General features: G+C 70.8%; 14 protein-coding genes and 1 pseudogene. 13 read left to right on the forward strand and 2 right to left on the reverse strand.

Annotated features, from left to right (window positions below):
- Positions 1-5: 5 nt before the first annotated feature.
- Positions 6-1,232 (forward strand): cytochrome P450 family protein, encoded by a 1,227-nt coding sequence (locus tag ACZ5VC_RS18915; protein WP_469121150.1) that lies wholly within the window; start codon positions 6-8, stop codon positions 1,230-1,232.
- 97 nt (positions 1,233-1,329) lie between these two features.
- On the opposite strand, the gene ACZ5VC_RS18920 is transcribed toward ACZ5VC_RS18915, so the two are convergent.
- Positions 1,330-2,337 (reverse strand): Gfo/Idh/MocA family protein, encoded by a 1,008-nt coding sequence (locus ACZ5VC_RS18920; protein ID WP_468703917.1) that lies wholly within the window; start codon positions 2,335-2,337, stop codon positions 1,330-1,332.
- Between the two features lie 181 nt (positions 2,338-2,518).
- Here ACZ5VC_RS18920 and ACZ5VC_RS18925 point away from each other — a divergent pair, with 181 nt between their 5' ends.
- The 12 genes and pseudogenes from ACZ5VC_RS18925 to ACZ5VC_RS18980 form a co-directional block, all read left to right on the forward strand.
- Positions 2,519-3,238 carry a GntR family transcriptional regulator gene (locus ACZ5VC_RS18925; protein WP_469121328.1) on the forward strand — a complete coding sequence of 240 codons (720 nt, stop codon included), beginning with the start codon at positions 2,519-2,521 and terminating at the stop codon, positions 3,236-3,238.
- A 122-nt stretch (positions 3,239-3,360) separates the two neighbouring features.
- On the forward strand, positions 3,361-4,341 hold the full coding sequence (locus ACZ5VC_RS18930; protein WP_469121151.1) for a substrate-binding domain-containing protein: 981 nt from the start codon (positions 3,361-3,363) through the stop codon (positions 4,339-4,341).
- Between the two features lie 134 nt (positions 4,342-4,475).
- On the forward strand, positions 4,476-5,489 hold the full coding sequence (locus tag ACZ5VC_RS18935; protein ID WP_469121152.1) for a sugar ABC transporter substrate-binding protein: 1,014 nt from the start codon (positions 4,476-4,478) through the stop codon (positions 5,487-5,489).
- A complete protein-coding gene (locus tag ACZ5VC_RS18940; RefSeq protein ID WP_469121153.1) occupies positions 5,486-6,538 on the forward strand; it encodes an ABC transporter permease in 1,053 nt (350 codons plus the stop codon). The genes ACZ5VC_RS18935 and ACZ5VC_RS18940 overlap by 4 nt, the downstream gene beginning before the upstream one ends.
- The gene (locus tag ACZ5VC_RS18945; RefSeq protein ID WP_468703909.1) at positions 6,505-7,335 is read left to right on the forward strand and encodes an ATP-binding cassette domain-containing protein; all 831 of its coding nucleotides are present in this window, start codon (positions 6,505-6,507) and stop codon (positions 7,333-7,335) included. Before ACZ5VC_RS18940 ends, ACZ5VC_RS18945 begins: the two co-directional genes overlap by 34 nt.
- 33 nt (positions 7,336-7,368) lie before the next feature.
- Entirely contained in the window at positions 7,369-8,646 is a 1,278-nt protein-coding gene (locus tag ACZ5VC_RS18950; RefSeq protein WP_469121154.1) for an ROK family glucokinase, read from the forward strand.
- A complete protein-coding gene (locus tag ACZ5VC_RS18955; RefSeq protein WP_469121155.1) occupies positions 8,643-9,218 on the forward strand; it encodes a hypothetical protein in 576 nt (191 codons plus the stop codon). The genes ACZ5VC_RS18950 and ACZ5VC_RS18955 overlap by 4 nt, the downstream gene beginning before the upstream one ends.
- A gap of 66 nt (positions 9,219-9,284) precedes the next feature.
- Complete coding sequence (pcaDC, locus tag ACZ5VC_RS18960; protein WP_469121329.1) at positions 9,285-10,613, forward strand: bifunctional 3-oxoadipate enol-lactonase/4-carboxymuconolactone decarboxylase PcaDC; 1,329 nt, start codon at positions 9,285-9,287, stop codon at positions 10,611-10,613.
- A 37-nt stretch (positions 10,614-10,650) separates the two neighbouring features.
- On the forward strand, positions 10,651-11,283 hold the full coding sequence (locus tag ACZ5VC_RS18965; protein WP_469121156.1) for an MBL fold metallo-hydrolase: 633 nt from the start codon (positions 10,651-10,653) through the stop codon (positions 11,281-11,283).
- Between the two features lie 69 nt (positions 11,284-11,352).
- Positions 11,353-12,132 carry an exodeoxyribonuclease III gene (locus ACZ5VC_RS18970; RefSeq protein ID WP_469121157.1) on the forward strand — a complete coding sequence of 260 codons (780 nt, stop codon included), beginning with the start codon at positions 11,353-11,355 and terminating at the stop codon, positions 12,130-12,132.
- A 78-nt stretch (positions 12,133-12,210) separates the two neighbouring features.
- Positions 12,211-12,651 (forward strand): DUF6278 family protein, encoded by a 441-nt coding sequence (locus ACZ5VC_RS18975; RefSeq protein ID WP_469121158.1) that lies wholly within the window; start codon positions 12,211-12,213, stop codon positions 12,649-12,651.
- A gap of 139 nt (positions 12,652-12,790) precedes the next feature.
- Positions 12,791-13,326, forward strand: a pseudogene (locus ACZ5VC_RS18980) (amino acid ABC transporter ATP-binding protein); the annotation flags it as partial.
- A gap of 197 nt (positions 13,327-13,523) precedes the next feature.
- Here ACZ5VC_RS18980 and ACZ5VC_RS18985 read toward each other — a convergent pair.
- Complete coding sequence (locus ACZ5VC_RS18985; protein ID WP_469121159.1) at positions 13,524-15,104, reverse strand: CocE/NonD family hydrolase; 1,581 nt, start codon at positions 15,102-15,104, stop codon at positions 13,524-13,526.
- Positions 15,105-15,144: the final 40 nt, after the last annotated feature.

Genomic DNA, 15,144 nt, shown 5'->3' on the forward strand with positions numbered 1-15,144 from the left:
GCGCGATGTCCGTCATCGATCTGGGGGAGTACGGCTCCGAGTTCACCGCGAACCCGTACCCGTACTACGCGAAACTCCGTGCCGCCGGCCCCGTCCACGAGGTGCGCAGCCGGGAGGGTGACCGTTTCTGGCTGATCGTCGGCCACGAGGAGGCGCGCGCCGCGCTGGCCGACCCACGGCTGTCCAAGTCCGCCTCCACCGTGGGCTACGCACTGCTCGACGAGGAGATCGTCGGGCCGAATCTGCTCGCCGTCGATCCGCCCGACCACACCCGGCTGCGCAAGCTGGTCGCCCGCGAGTTCACCGGCCGCCGCGTGGAGAGCCTGCGGCCGCGCATCCAGCGGATCACCGACGAGCTCGTCGACGCGATGGCGGCGGCGGGCTCACCGTCCGCCGGCCCCCAGGCGGGGCAGGCCGGGCAGCCGGCCGGGCGCGCCGATCTGGTGGACGCGCTCGCCTTTCCGCTGCCCATCACCGTCATCTGCGAACTGCTCGGCGTGCCCGCGGCCGACCGGGACACCTTCCGCGCCTGGTCGGGCGAGATCGTCGCTCCCACGGGAGCGGCCCCCGAACGTGACGCCGTGGAAGGGTTCGCCGCGTACCTCGACGAACTCATCGAGGACAAGCGCTGCTCACCGCCCGCCGACGACCTGCTGTCCGCGCTGCTGGCCGCGCGCGCCGAGGACGGTGACCGGCTGTCCGCCGCCGAACTGCGCGCCATGGCCTATCTGTTGCTCATCGCCGGCCATGAGACCACGGTCAACCTGATCTCCGGCGGTATCCGCGCCCTGCTCTCCCACCCGGACCAACTCGCCGCTCTGCAATCCGACTTCGGGCTGCTCGACGGGGCGATCGAGGAGATGCTGCGCTGGGACGGGCCGGTGGAGACCGGTACGGCTCGCTTCACCCGTGAACCGGTCCGCATCGGGGACGCCCTCATCCCCGCCCGCGAGCCGGTCCTGGTCGGCATCGCGGCGGGGGACCGGGACCCGGCGCGCTTCCCGGAGCCGGACCGCTTCGACATCCGCCGGGACACGCAGGGGCATCTGGCGTTCGGGCACGGCATCCACTACTGCCTGGGCGCCCCGCTCGCCCGGCTGGAGGGCCGGATCGCCGTCCGTACCCTGCTGGAGCGCTTCCCCCGTCTGGCGCTCGACACGTCCGCCGGGCCGCCGGAGTGGCTGCCCGGGCTCCTGATGCGCGGCGTCCGCCACGTGCCCATCACCTGGTGACCTGGTGAAGCGGTGACCCGGCGCCGCGGTGAGGTCGAGAGGGCGTGACGCGGTGAGGCCGTGAGGTCCGCGTGCCGGCGGGTGGGCGGCGCCGCCGTCAGACCTCCGCGTCCACCTCGTCCAGCACCACCGGACGGCGCTCCCGCCGGGAGAGCTCGCAGGCCTCGGCGACCCGTAGGGCGTTCAGTGCCTCGCGCCCGTCGCAGGGGTTGGGCACCTCGGCGCGCACGAGCCGTACGAAGGTGTCCAGCTCCGCCTCGTACGCGGGGGCGAACCGCTCCAGGAAGCCGGGCCACGCCTTGTCCGGCGGGGGCGGGCCCTGCGGCTCCACCGAGGTGAGCGGGGTCCTGTCATCCAGGCCCACGGCGATCTGGTCGCGCTCACCGGCCAGCTCCATGCGGACGTCGTAACCGGCGCCGTTGCAGCGGGTGGCGGTCGCCGTCGCGAGCGTCCCGTCGTCCAGGGTGAGCAGCACGGCCGCCGTGTCGACGTCCCCCGCCTCGCGGAACATGGACGGACCCGCGTCCGAGCCGGTGGCGTACACCTCGGTGATCTCCCGCCCGGTGACCCAGCGCAGGATGTCGAAGTCATGGACCAGGCAGTCCCGGTAGAGGCCCCCGGAGAGGGGCAGATAGGCGGCGGGCGGCGGCGCGGGGTCGGCGGTCGTGGCGCGGACGGTGTGCAGCCGCCCGAGCCGGCCCGACCGCACGGCCTCACGGGCCGCGCCGTATCCGGCGTCGAACCGGCGCATGAAGCCGAGTTGGAGTTCCGTGCCGGCCGACTCGACGGCGCGCAGCGCGTCGATGGTCCCGGGCAGGTCCAGGGCGATGGGTTTCTCGCAGAAGGCGGGCAGCCCGGCGCGGGCGGCGCGGGCGATCAGCTCGGCGTGGGATGCGGTGGCCGAGCTGATGACCACGGCGTCCGGGCCCCGGTCGAAGAGCGCGTCGACGCTCGGCGCGGCCGTCGCCCCGATCGCCTCCGCGACCTGCTCCGCCCGGGCCGGATCCGCGTCCGCCAGCACCAGGGAGTCGACCGCGGGGTGGCGGCTGAGGGCACCTGCGTGGAAGGCCCCGATACGTCCCGTTCCGATCAGTCCGATGCGCATGGCCCCAAGGTGGCGGCGGCCCGTCATCATGTCAAGCGTTTGTCCTGACAACCGGACTTCACGACTTCCCGTCATCATTTCCCGGTACTAGGCTCGGGCCGTGTCCCAGCAGCCGAGAGAGCCGAGACGGCCGAGAGCGCCGCGAGCCGAGGCCGGTCCCGCCGTGTCGCTCCCCCTCGGAGTGGACCGCACCAGCCCGGTCCCGCTCTACTTCCAGCTCGCCCAGCAGCTCGAGGCCGCCATCGAGAACGGCGCGCTGACCCCCGGCAGCCTCCTCGGCAACGAGATCGACCTCGCGAACCGGCTCGGTCTCTCCCGGCCGACCGTCCGCCAGGCCATCCAGTCCCTCGTCGACAAGGGCCTGCTGGTGCGCCGCCGCGGCGTCGGCACCCAGGTCGTCCACAGCCAGGTCAAGCGCCCTCTGGAGCTCAGCAGCCTCTACGACGACCTGGAGGCGGCCGGCCAGCGCCCCGCCACCATCGTGCTGACCAACCGGGTCGAGCCCGCGACCGCGCAGGTCGCCGCCGCGCTCGGCATCCCCGAGGGCGGCGACGTCCGGTACATCGAGCGGCTCCGCTGCACCCACAGCGAGCCCATGGCGCGCCTGCGCAACCATCTGCCCGTCGGGCTGCTGGAGCCGGCGACCGAGGTGCTCGAAGCCACCGGCCTGTACCGGATGATGCGCGGCGCCGGCATCACCCTGCACAGCGCCCGCCAGACGGTCGGTGCCCGCGCGGCCACCCCGGCCGAGGCCGAGCTCCTCACCGAGCGGGAGGGCGCCCCGCTGCTCACGATGGAGCGGACCACCTTCGACGACACCGGGCGGGCGGTCGAGTTCGGCTCCCACATCTACCGCGCCTCGCGGTACGCCTTCGAGTTCCAGCTTCTCGTCCGGCCGTAGGCGCCCCACACTTCGGCCACGTCTGTAAGAATGTTCGGACAAAGTCTTGACGGGGTCGCGTCACCGCCGTAGAAACGCACCCAGCCGCAACGGGGCGGCCGGGGAGACAAGGCGGACCCAGGATGCGTACCACCCGTACGACCACCGCGGCGCTGCTCACCGCGGTCGCGCTCACCGCCGCCGGCTGCAGCGGCTCCGGCGGCAAGGAGGCCGGCGGCCCCGACGGCAAGGCCGCCACCACTCCGCGGATGAAGATCGCGATGGTCACCCACTCCGGGGCCGGAGACACCTTCTGGGACATCGTCCAGAGCGGCGCCAAGGCGGCCGCTGCCAAGGACAACGTCGAGTTCCTCTACTCCGCCGCACCAGAGGGCAAGGAACAGGCCCAGCTCATCGAGACCGCCGTCGCCAAGAAGGTCGACGGCATCATCGTCACCCTCGCCAAACCCGATGCCGTGAAAGCCGCGATCGCCAAGGCCGTCGCCGCCGGGATACCCGTCGTCACCATCAACTCCGGTGCGCAGCACTCCCTCCCCTTCGGCGCACTCGGCCATATCGGCCAGGACGAGACAGTGGCGGGAGAGGCCGTCGGCGAAGAACTCGTTCGAAGAGGTAAGAAAAAGGCCCTCTGCGTCATCCACGAACAGGGCAATGTCTCCCTCGAAGAGCGCTGTGCCGGAGTGAAGAAGACCTTCAAGGGCACGGTGGAGAACCTCAATGTCGAGGGCACCAATATGCCGGCCTCTACTTCCTCCATCGAAGCGAAGCTCCAGAGCGCCAAGGACATCGACGCCGTCGTCACCCTCGGCGCGCCCTTCGCCGCGGCGAGCGTTCAGGCCAGGAAGGGCGCGCAGAGCAAGGCCGAGATCGACACCTTCGACCTCAACGCGGCGGTCGTGAAGCAGCTCAAGGCCGAGGAGATCGGCTTCGCCGTCGACCAGCAGCCCTATCTCCAGGGCTATCTGGGCGTCGATGAACTCTGGCTCCACAGGACCAACGGAAACGTCGTCGGAGGCGGAAAGCCGGTCCTCACCGGGCCCGCCCTCGTCACCGGTAAGGACGTACCGAAGCTCGAGGAATTCACCGCGCGTGGAACACGGTGACGGATCGGATGCCACACCCGCACACGCACCCGATGACCGTCCGGCGAATCCCCATGACCGATACTTGGGCGGTCGGGACCAGGCTCAATGTGCCCCGGCCGCACCGGGAAGAACAGCGAGAAGGGCACGGCTTCGTGGCAAAGGTTCGGACAGGGGTACGCGCGATCGGCGCCGTACTGGCGGCGGTCCTCGGAGTCTCCCTCGTGGGATGCAGCAGCACCGGGGGCAAGCGGGCCGAGGACGCCCGCAAGGCGGCCGCGGCCCAGGGCCGCTCGGCGGTGAACACCCCCCGCTGGACCTTCGCGATGGTCACCCACTCGGGCGACGGCGACACCTTCTGGGACATCGTCCAGAACGGCGCCAAGCAGGCCGCCGTCAAGGACAACATCAACTTCCTTTACTCGCACAGCGACGAGGCACAGCAGCAGGCGCAGCTCGTCGACGCGGCCATCGACAAGAAGGTCGACGGACTGATCGTCACCCTCGCCAAGCCCGACGCGATGAAGGCCGCCGTCGCCAAGGCCGTCAAGGCCGGCATCCCGGTGATCACCGTCAACTCGGGATCGGAGCAGTCCAAGGCGTACGGCGCGCTCACCCACATCGGCCAGGACGAGACCATCGCCGGTGAGGCCGTCGGCGACGAGCTCGACAAGCGCGGCCGGAAGAAGGCGCTGTGCATCCTGCACGAGCAGGGCAACGTCGGCCACGAACAGCGCTGCGCCGGGGCCAAGAAGACCTTCGGCGGCGCGCTGCAGAACCTCTACGTCGACGGCACCAACATGCCCGACGTGCAGGCCTCCATCGAGGCGAAGCTCCAGTCCGACCCGTCGATCGACGCGGTGGTCACCCTGGGCGCGCCGTTCGCGGACGCCGCCGTCCAGGCCAGGAAGACCGCCCAGAGCAAGGCCGAGATCGACACCTTCGACCTCAACGCCAAGGTCGCCACCGCCCTGACCGCCGGCACCCTCGGCTTCGCCGTCGACCAGCAGCCCTACCTCCAGGGATACGAGGCCGTGGACCTGCTCTGGCTCCACCGGTACAACGCGGACGTGCTCGGGGGCGGGCGGCCCGTCCTGACGGGACCGCAGATCATCACCGACAAGGACGCGGCCGCACTCCAGGACTTCACGGAGCGGGGGACCCGATGAGCACGACCGCACCACCCGCCCCCCGGGTGCCGGCCGACGAGCGGCTGCTGCGCACCTCGCCGCTGCGCCGCCTCCTCGGCCGTCCCGAGCTCGGCTCGGTCGTCGGCGCCGCCGCCGTCTTCGTCTTCTTCTCGATCGTCGCGGACAGCTTTCTGCGGGCGTCCAGCTTCGGCACCGTCCTCTACGCCGCGTCGACCATCGGGATCATGGCGGTGCCGGTCGCGCTGCTGATGATCGGTGGCGAGTTCGACCTGTCCGCGGGCGTCATGGTCACGACCTCCGCCCTGGTCTCGTCGATGTTCAGCTACCAGATGACCGCGAACGTCTGGGTCGGCGTCGGGGTCTCCCTGCTCGTCACCCTGGCGCTCGGGTTCTTCAACGGCTTCATGCTGACCCGCACCAAACTGCCGAGCTTCATCATCACGCTCGGCACGTTCCTGATGCTGACCGGGCTGAACCTCGGCTTCACCAAGCTCATCAGCGGCACGGTCTCCACCAAGTCCATCGCGGACATGGAGGGCTTCGCCTCCGCCAAGTCCCTCTTCGCCTCGCAGCTCACCCTCGGCAGTGTCGATCTGAAGGTGACCATCCTGTGGTGGTTCGCCCTGGTCGCCGTCGCCACCTGGATCCTGCTGCGCACCCGCTTCGGCAACTGGATCTTCGCCGTGGGAGGCGGCTCGGACGCGGCCCGCGCGGTCGGCGTCCCGGTCTTCAGGACCAAGATCGGCCTCTATATGGGGGTGGCCTTCTGCGCCTGGATCTCCGGCCAGCATCTGCTGTTCTCGTTCGACGTCGTGCAGTCGGGCGAGGGTGTGGGCAATGAGCTGATCTACATCATCGCCGCGGTGATCGGCGGATGCCTGATCACCGGCGGCTACGGCTCCGCGATCGGCTCGGCCGTCGGTGCCTTCATCTTCGGCATGACCAGCAAGGGCATCGTGTACGCGGAGTGGAACCCCGACTGGTTCAAGTTCTTCCTCGGGGCGATGCTCCTTCTCGCGACCCTGCTGAACGCATGGGTCCGCAAGCGCGCGGAGGCCACGCGATGACATCGGACACCCCGTCGACCGCTCTCGTCGAGCTCGACGACGTCAGTAAGTACTACGGCAACATCCGGGCTCTCGAAGGCGTCTCCCTGGAGGTCCACGCGGGCGAGATCTCCTGCGTCCTGGGCGACAACGGCGCCGGCAAGTCCACCCTCATCAAGATCATCGCCGGGTTGCACCGGCACGACGCGGGCGCGCTGCGGATCGAGGGCGAGGAGACCGCCCTCGCGTCCCCGCGCGAGGCGCTGGACCGGGGCATCGCCACCGTCTACCAGGACCTCGCCGTCGTCCCGCTGATGCCGGTCTGGCGGAACTTCTTCCTCGGGTCCGAGCCGACCAGGGGCGCCGGCCCGTTCAAGCGCCTCGACGTCGACCTGATGCGCCGCACCACCCACGCGGAGCTGCTCCGCATGGGCATCGACCTGCGCGATGTCGACCAGCCGATCGGCACCCTCTCGGGCGGCGAGCGCCAGTGCGTGGCGATCGCCCGGGCGGTCCACTTCGGCGCCAAGGTGCTGGTCCTGGACGAGCCGACCGCGGCCCTCGGCGTGAAGCAGTCCGGTGTGGTCCTGAAGTACGTGGCGGCGGCCCGCGACGCGGGCCTCGGAGTCGTACTGATCACACACAATCCGCACCACGCCTACCTCGTTGGTGATCGTTTCGTGCTGCTGAAGCGCGGTGTCATGTCCGGCAGCCACACCCGGGACTCGATCACCCTGGACGAACTGACCCGCCAGATGGCGGGCGGCAGCGAGCTCGAGGATCTGCGTCACGAGCTGGAGCGGCCCGCGTCCTCGTAACCCCGTCCAGCGGCACCTGGCAGAATCGAACCGATGAGTACGTACCGCGATCTCACCTTCCCCCGGGCTCTTCGAGCAGGGGGCAGCCCCGGTGCCTCCGCGCGGGCCACCGCCCTGCGGACCGTCGGCACACGGGAGCGGCGCTCGCACCTCACCGCCCCGCGCGTGCCCACGGTCGGCATCGACATCGGCGGTACGAAGGTGATGGCCGGTGTCGTCGACGCGGACGGCGTCATCCTGGAGAAGATCAAGACCGAGACGCCGGACAAGTCCAAGAGCGCCAAGGTCGTCGAGGACACCATCGCCGAGCTGGTCCTCGACCTCTCCGACCGGCACGACGTGCACGCCGTCGGCATCGGCGCCGCCGGCTGGGTCGACGCCGACCGGGCGACGGTTCTCTTCGCCCCCCATCTGGCCTGGCGCAACGAGCCTCTGCGCGACGCCCTCCAGTCCCGCCTCGCGGTGCCCGTCATGGTCGACAACGACGCCAACACCGCCGCGTGGGCCGAGTGGCGCTTCGGCGCGGGGCGTGGTGAGGACCACCTCGTCATGATCACCCTCGGTACCGGTATCGGCGGTGCGATCCTGGAGGACGGCCGGGTCAAGCGCGGCAAGTTCGGGGTCGCGGGTGAGTTCGGTCATATGCAGGTGGTGCCCGGCGGGCACCGCTGCCCCTGCGGCAACCGCGGCTGCTGGGAGCAGTACAGCTCCGGCAACGCGCTGGTCCGCGAGGCACGGGAGCTGGCGGCCGCCGACTCCCCGGTCGCGTACAACATCATCGACCGGGTCAACGGCAACATCCAGGAGATCACCGGACCCCTGATCACCGAACTCGCCCGCGAGGGCGACGCCATGTGCGTCGAGCTGTTCCAGGACATCGGGCAGTGGCTCGGGGTCGGCATCGCCAATCTCGCGGCCGCCCTCGACCCCTCCTGCTTCGTCATCGGCGGAGGCGTCAGCGCCGCCGACGACCTGCTGATCGGCCCGGCCCGGGAGGCCTTCCGCCGCCACCTCACCGGCCGCGGCTACCGCCCCGAGGCACGGATCGCCAAGGCCCAGCTCGGCCCGGAGGCGGGTATGGTCGGTGCGGCCGACCTCGCCCGGCTCGTCGCGCGCCGGTTCCGCCGCGCGAACCGCCGCCGCCTGGAGCGCTACGAGCGGTACGAGCGCTACGCCCAGGCCATCCGCAACGGCGGCGCCGGCTTCGGTACACGTACCGAGAGCGCCACGGGCAGCGGACCCACCGACGGTCCGGCCGGCACCGACAGCACCACCCGCACCGACAGCACCCCCCAGGACCCCACACCATGACCGTGCCCCACCAGTCCACGTCCCCCGGCGACAGCGCCAAGCTGCCGGAGGACCGACGCCACAGGACACGGCGGCGCTGGTTCACCGCGATCGTGATCGTGCTGCTCATCGGCGTCCCGGCCGGCTATCTGCTGGTCTCCGCCGAGCAGAGCCGCGACAGCGGCCGCGACAAGGAGGCCGAGTCGTCGGCCACGGGGCTCCGGGCCAGCTGGCCCTCCCTGATGAAGCGCCGCGTCTTCGAGATCCCGATCCCCGACGGGTCGGCCCGGGTCGCCTACTTCGAGACCAGCAACTGGAAGTCCAGCCGGCTCTACGTGCAGTTCACCACCAACGCGAGCGGCCTCGACGACTTCCTGATGAACGTCGGCTCCAGCCGCTCCCAGCTGCGCCAGGGCGAGGTCACCATCACCAGCCACGAGGCCGAGGTCGTCGGCTGGCACTTCCCGCCGGAGCAGGTCTGGTCGGGCACCTCCCTGAGCCGCCCCGATCCGCGGCCGCGCCTCGACGTCACGGTCGACCTCACCGACCCGGCCACGCCCAGGGTGTACGTCGTCTCGACCACGACCCCATGACCGGAAGCGGGTAGTCCGCTCACTACCCTGGCGCGAGTGAGTGAGACGCAGACGCCCCCGGCCCCGATGACGCAGCCCCAGGCACCCCTGTCCCAGGACCCCCCGCAGGCGTCCAGACCCCTGCAGTACCACAGTGACGGGCCCGACGACGCGCCCGTGCTGGTCCTCGGTCCCTCGCTCGGCACCACCCTGCACATGTGGGACCGGCAGATACCCGAGCTGGCACGCCAGTGGCGGGTCATCCGCTTCGACCTGCCGGGCCACGGCGGCGCCCCCGCCCACCCGGCCGCCTCGGTCACCGACCTCGCCGACCGTCTGCTGGCCACTCTCGACGACCTCGGCGTCCAGCGCTTCGGCTTCGCGGGCTGTTCCATCGGCGGCGCCATCGGCACCGATCTGGCCCTGCGGGCGCCCCACCGGGTCGCCTCGCTCGCGCTGATCGCCGCCTCGCCCCGGTTCGGCACCGCCGACGAGTTCCGCCATCGCGGTGTGGTCGTCCGCACCAACGGCCTGGACCCGATGGCCCGCAGCGCCCCCGAGCAGTGGTTCACGCCCGGATTCGCCGCGGCCCAGCCCGCCATCGTCGAGTGGGCCGTGCAGATGGTCCGTACGACCGACCCCGGCTGCTACATCGCCGCCTGCGAGGCGCTGGCCACCTTCGACGTCCGCTCCGAGCTGGGCCGCATCGGCATCCCGGCGCTCGTCCTCGTCGGCTCCGACGACCAGGTGACCGGCCCGGCGGAGGCCCGAACCCTCGTCGCCGGCATCCCCGACTCGCGCCTCGCCGTCGTCCCCGGTGCCTCCCACCTGGCGCCCGTCGAGCAGCCCGCCGCCGTCACCGACCTGCTCGTCCGCCACTTCTCCACGGCCTGGCAGACCGGCTCCGACACGGCGACGGGCCTGACGGCGATCGCGCCGGCGCCACAGATGCCCGCCCTCTCCTCCCCGGTCGCCCCCGTCGCCGAGATCGGCCCCGCGCCGCAGAGCGCGCCCCAGGCCGCGGCGGGCGGCCGCCCCGACCCGTTCGAGGCGGGGATCAAGGTCCGTCGCGAGGTGCTCGGGGACGCACACGTCGACCACGCGCTCGGCGACGGTACCGGCTTCGCCGCCGACTTCCAGCAGCTGATCACCCGCTACGCCTGGGGCGAGGTGTGGACCCGCGACGGCCTCGACCGCCGCAGCCGCAGCTGTGTGACCCTGACCGCGCTGATCGCCGGCGGTCATCTGCAGGAGCTGGCCTTCCACACCCGGGCCGCCCTGCGCAACGGCCTGACCCCGGACGAGATCAAGGAAGTACTGATCCAGACCGCGGTGTACTGCGGCGTACCGGCGGCCAACAGCGCCTTCCGCGTGGTGCAGCGGGTGATCAAGGAAGAGACCACCCCGCAGGAGTAGGGTGACGGGCGGTACCGGCGTCGTGAGGTGGGGTCGAGTGAAGCTGACGAAGAAGTCGCACGCGTGCATCCGGCTGGAGAAGGACGGGCGGACGCTCGTCATCGACCCGGGCACCTTCAGCGAGGAGGACGCGGCCGTCGGCGCCGACGTCATCCTGGTCACGCACGAGCACATCGACCACTTCAACGAGGACCGGCTGCGTGCCGGGCTCGAGTCCAGCCCGGGCGCCGAGATCTGGACGCTGAGGAGCGTGGCGGAGAAGCTCTCCGCCGCCTTCCCCGGCCGGGTCCACACCGTCGGCCACGGCGACACCTTCAGCGCCGCCGGATTCGACGTCCAGGTGCACGGCGAGCTGCACGCGGTGATCCACCCGGACATCCCGCGGATCACCAATGTCGGCTTCCTGGTGGACGGTTCGGTGTTCCACCCGGGCGACGCGCTCACCGTCCCCGAGCACCCCGTCGATACGCTGATGCTGCCCGTGATGGCCCCCTGGAACAAGATCTCCGAGGTCATCGACTACGTCCGCGAGGTCAAGCCGCGGCGGGCCATCGACATCCACGACGCGCTCCTCACCGACCTCGCGCGGCCCATCTACGACAACCAGATCGGCGCGCTCGGCGGCACGGACCACGGGCGGCTCGTCCCCGGGGACTCCACCGACCTGTGAAGCGATCTGTGACCGCCCCGGCCGACCGCACCCGGCCGGCTGTCACACCCCGCCGTTAGGCTTCCGGGTATGCGCATCGCCACCTGGAACGTCAATTCGATCACCGCCCGACTGCCCCGGCTGCTGGCCTGGCTGGAGAGCACCGGCACGGACGTGCTGTGTGTCCAGGAGACCAAGTGCACCGCGGAGCAGTTCCCCACCGACCAGCTGCGCGAGCTGGGGTACGAGTCGTCGGTGCACGCCACCGGGCGGTGGAACGGCGTGGCCCTGATCTCCCGCGTCGGACTGGAGGACGTCGTCCACGGCCTGCCCGGCGCCCCGGAGTACGAGAGCGTCCAGGAGCCCCGGGCGATCTCGGCGACGTGCGGCCCGGCCCGGGTCTGGTCGGTGTACGTGCCGAACGGCCGGGAGGTCGCCCACGACCACTACGCCTACAAGCTGCGGTGGCTGGAGGCGCTCCAGGGCGCGGTCGCCGAGGACGCGGCGGCCGAGCGCCCCTTCGCCGTGCTCGGCGACTTCAACATCGCGCCGACCGACGACGACGTCTGGGACGTCTCGCTCTTCGAGGGGGCCACGCACGTCACCGCGCCCGAGCGGGCCGCCCTCGCGGGTCTGCGCGAGCTCGGGCTCGCCGACGTGGTGCCGCGCCCGCTGAAGTACGACCACCCCTTCACCTACTGGGACTACCGCCAGCTCTGCTTCCCCAAGAACAAGGGCATGCGCATCGACCTGGTCTACGGCAACAAGCCCTTCGCCGACGCCGTCAAGGACAGCTATGTCGACCGCGAGGAGCGCAAGGGCAAGGGCGCGTCGGACCACGCGCCGGTCGTCGTCGACCTGGACCTCTGAGGGGGCCGCCGCCCCGGCCCGCCAGGGGATCCGCGCGCCCTATGGTGCGCCGGGCCCCCGCAGTGCGAGGCTGGACTGATGAACATCCCATTCTTGGACGCCTGGCGTAAGTGGCACGGTACCGAGGAGGCCCCGGCGCTGATCTCGGCCTTCGACCGCGACCCCGAGGGCGTGGCGCAGCTGCTCGCCGAGTGCGAGCTGCTGCGGGCCAGGGTCCAGGACTCGGGGGTCGAACTGGACGACACACCCGCCTCGTTGGAGGCGATCGACCAGCTCCCGCCGCGCTGGCGCGACGACGCCGAGGAGCTGCCCTGGTTCGGCAACGACGCGGGCCTGTATCTCGGCACGGTCATCGTGCGCACGGTCCCGGGCGCTTCATGGCACGTCAGGCCCGACGGCCAGCCCGTCGTCCGGCTCGTCTCGGGCCGCCAGATCAATGTGGTGGCGGCGGGGCTCGACTGGGCGGTGAGCGGGGCACCCGAGCTGTCGCAGGTCTATGCCGAGGCGGCCGAGAGCTGACCCGCGGGAGGCTGAACGGCACACCCTTTTGCAGTAAATACGGCTTATGCCGCCTTTATGCGTGTCTCCTCTGAAGTCCCCTTTCGTGGTGGATAGTTTGCGCTGACCGCGACTCCGCTGAGATGGGGCAGGGCAGCGCATGGCCGTCGATCCATTGATCGAACTACGCGACGTCAACAAGTACTACGGCTCCCTGCACGTTCTCCAGGACATCAGTCTCGGCGTCGGCCGCGGCGAGGTGGTGGTCGTCATCGGGCCCTCGGGATCCGGCAAGTCGACGCTCTGCCGCACCATGAACAGGCTCGAGACCATCGCGTCCGGCCACATCGCCATCGACGGCCGGCCGCTGCGGCGGAGGGCGAGGGGCTCGCGGCGCTGCGGGCCGACGTCGGCATGGTCTTCCCGTCCTTCAACCTCTTCGCCCACAAGACCGTCCTGCAGAACGTCTCCCTCGCCCCCGTCAAGGTCCGCCGCCTCAAGAAGGACCGGGCGGACCGGCGCTCCCGCGAACTCCTGGACCGCGTCGGACTCGCCTCGCAGGCCGACAAGTACCCGGCGCAGCTCTCTGGCGGGCAGCGCGTCGCCATCGCCCGTGCGCTGGCGATGGATCCGAAGGTGAGGCTCTTCGACGAGCCCACGTCGGCGCTCGACCCGGAGATGATCAACGAGGCCGTACATGGGCGAGAAGGACCCCTGCTGCTCTCCCGGTTCGCCACCTGGGTGGCCAGCCAGGAGCGGCGCAGTCCCAAGACGGAGGCCGTGGGTGTCGTCCCGGCCGATCCAGGAACGCTGCTGCCGGGGGGTCCCCCCGCGCCCCCAAGGGCATAGGGCAGTAGCTCGCAGGGCCAAGCCCGCCCGGCAGCAGCCGGTGATCACTTCTCGCGCAGTGGGACCGACACGTAGGACGGGTCGGACGGCGGCGAGGAGAAGGTCAGCTGCGCGCCGGTCGGGTTGTGCTCGATGTACAGCGGGTCGACGGTGTCGACGACCAGGGCCAGCCGGTGTCCTGCCGGGACGTCGTAGGCGGTGGAGAAGAGATCAAGGTCGACGGCGAACGGCGTCCCCGGCGCCTTGTCGTGGAAGGTGTACGGCGCGTTGCTGACCAGCTTGCCGAGGCCGAGCGGGCCCACGTCGTAGAGGTAGGCGACGAGGGTGCCGCTCTCCTTGGTCGGGGTCACGGTGGTGTGCACCCGGGTGGTGCCGCGCACCCGCTGGACGGTGTCGTAGCGCTCGGACTGCCACACGGCGGCGAAGGAGCGCGGCAGCAGCGGGATCGACGCGACCGGAGGAGTTCTCAGGAACTGGTCGAGGATGCTGGAGAGGAAGATGACTCCGCCGTCGGCCCCCGAGTCGATGTTCGCGTAGATCTTCTGGGACCCGCCGAGGGCGATCTTCCGCTCGTTGGCGCCGACCGACTTCCAGTCCGGGTAGCCCTCGTACCCGTCGGTGGAACGGGACTTGAGCTGCACGGGCTGCTCGCGGTCGACGCCGTTGTCGGCGCCCTTGAGATAGTGGTCGAACCACCGGTGGGCATTGGTCCAGGTGTCGTTGGGGAGCCCCAGCAGACCCGTGGCCTCGGCGGTGGCGTGGTCGCCGGGCCGGAACTCCAGCCGCTTGGGGCCGGTGAGCTTCTCGTAGAACGAGGCGTACTGGTTGGGCGGGAAGATCGTGTCGCCCCAGGCGTTGCCGAGCATGATCGCGGCGCCGTTGGCGTTGATCCGGTCCAGCTGGAAGGCGGGGGAGCGCTTCTTGCCCCACGCGATCATCTCCCCCTCCTTGTCGAGGTTCGAGGAGAGGAAGTTGCCCAGGATCTGCTGGAGTTCGGCGCTCGGTCGGCCGGTGAGGTAGCCGGCGCCGCCGAGCATCGCGGTCGCCTGGAGGTGCTGGGTGCGGCCGCTGTAGATCGAGTCGACGAGATCGGCCCAGCCGCTCATCGCCACCACGGCTTTGATCCGCTTGTCGTACGCGGAGGCGAGCAGGCTGATGCCGGCGCCGTAGGAGACGCCCGCCATGCCGACCTTCGAGGGGTCCGCCGGGGTGTTGGCGAGGGCCCAGTCGATGACCTTGGAGACGTCCGCGATGTCCGGCGGTCCGGCGACCTCGATCTCCCCACCGGACTGCCAGAAGCCGCGCGAGTTGTAACTCACCACGACATAGCCGGAGTCGGCGAGTCTTCTCGCCTGGGCGAGGTACTCGATCTGGGGCATCGCCCAACTGGTCGGCAGCACGATGACCGGATACGTACGGCTGCCGTCGGCGCCGGCCGGAGTGACCACGTTGACCTTCAGTACGGTCCCGCCGTCACCGGTGATGTCGACGAACCGTACGCCCGGGGCGGCCGCCGAGTCGGCCGCCTGGGCGCCCGGGGCGAGGCCGAGGGCCGTGCCGGCCACCAGGGCGGCCGAGACGGTGCCGATCGATGCCGTACGCAGGGCCTTGCGCGGGTGTCCCACGGGTCACTCCTCACTCGTGTCACTGCAAAGTGACCCGACG

Source organism: Streptomyces sp. NPDC033174 (genome assembly GCF_055577795.1).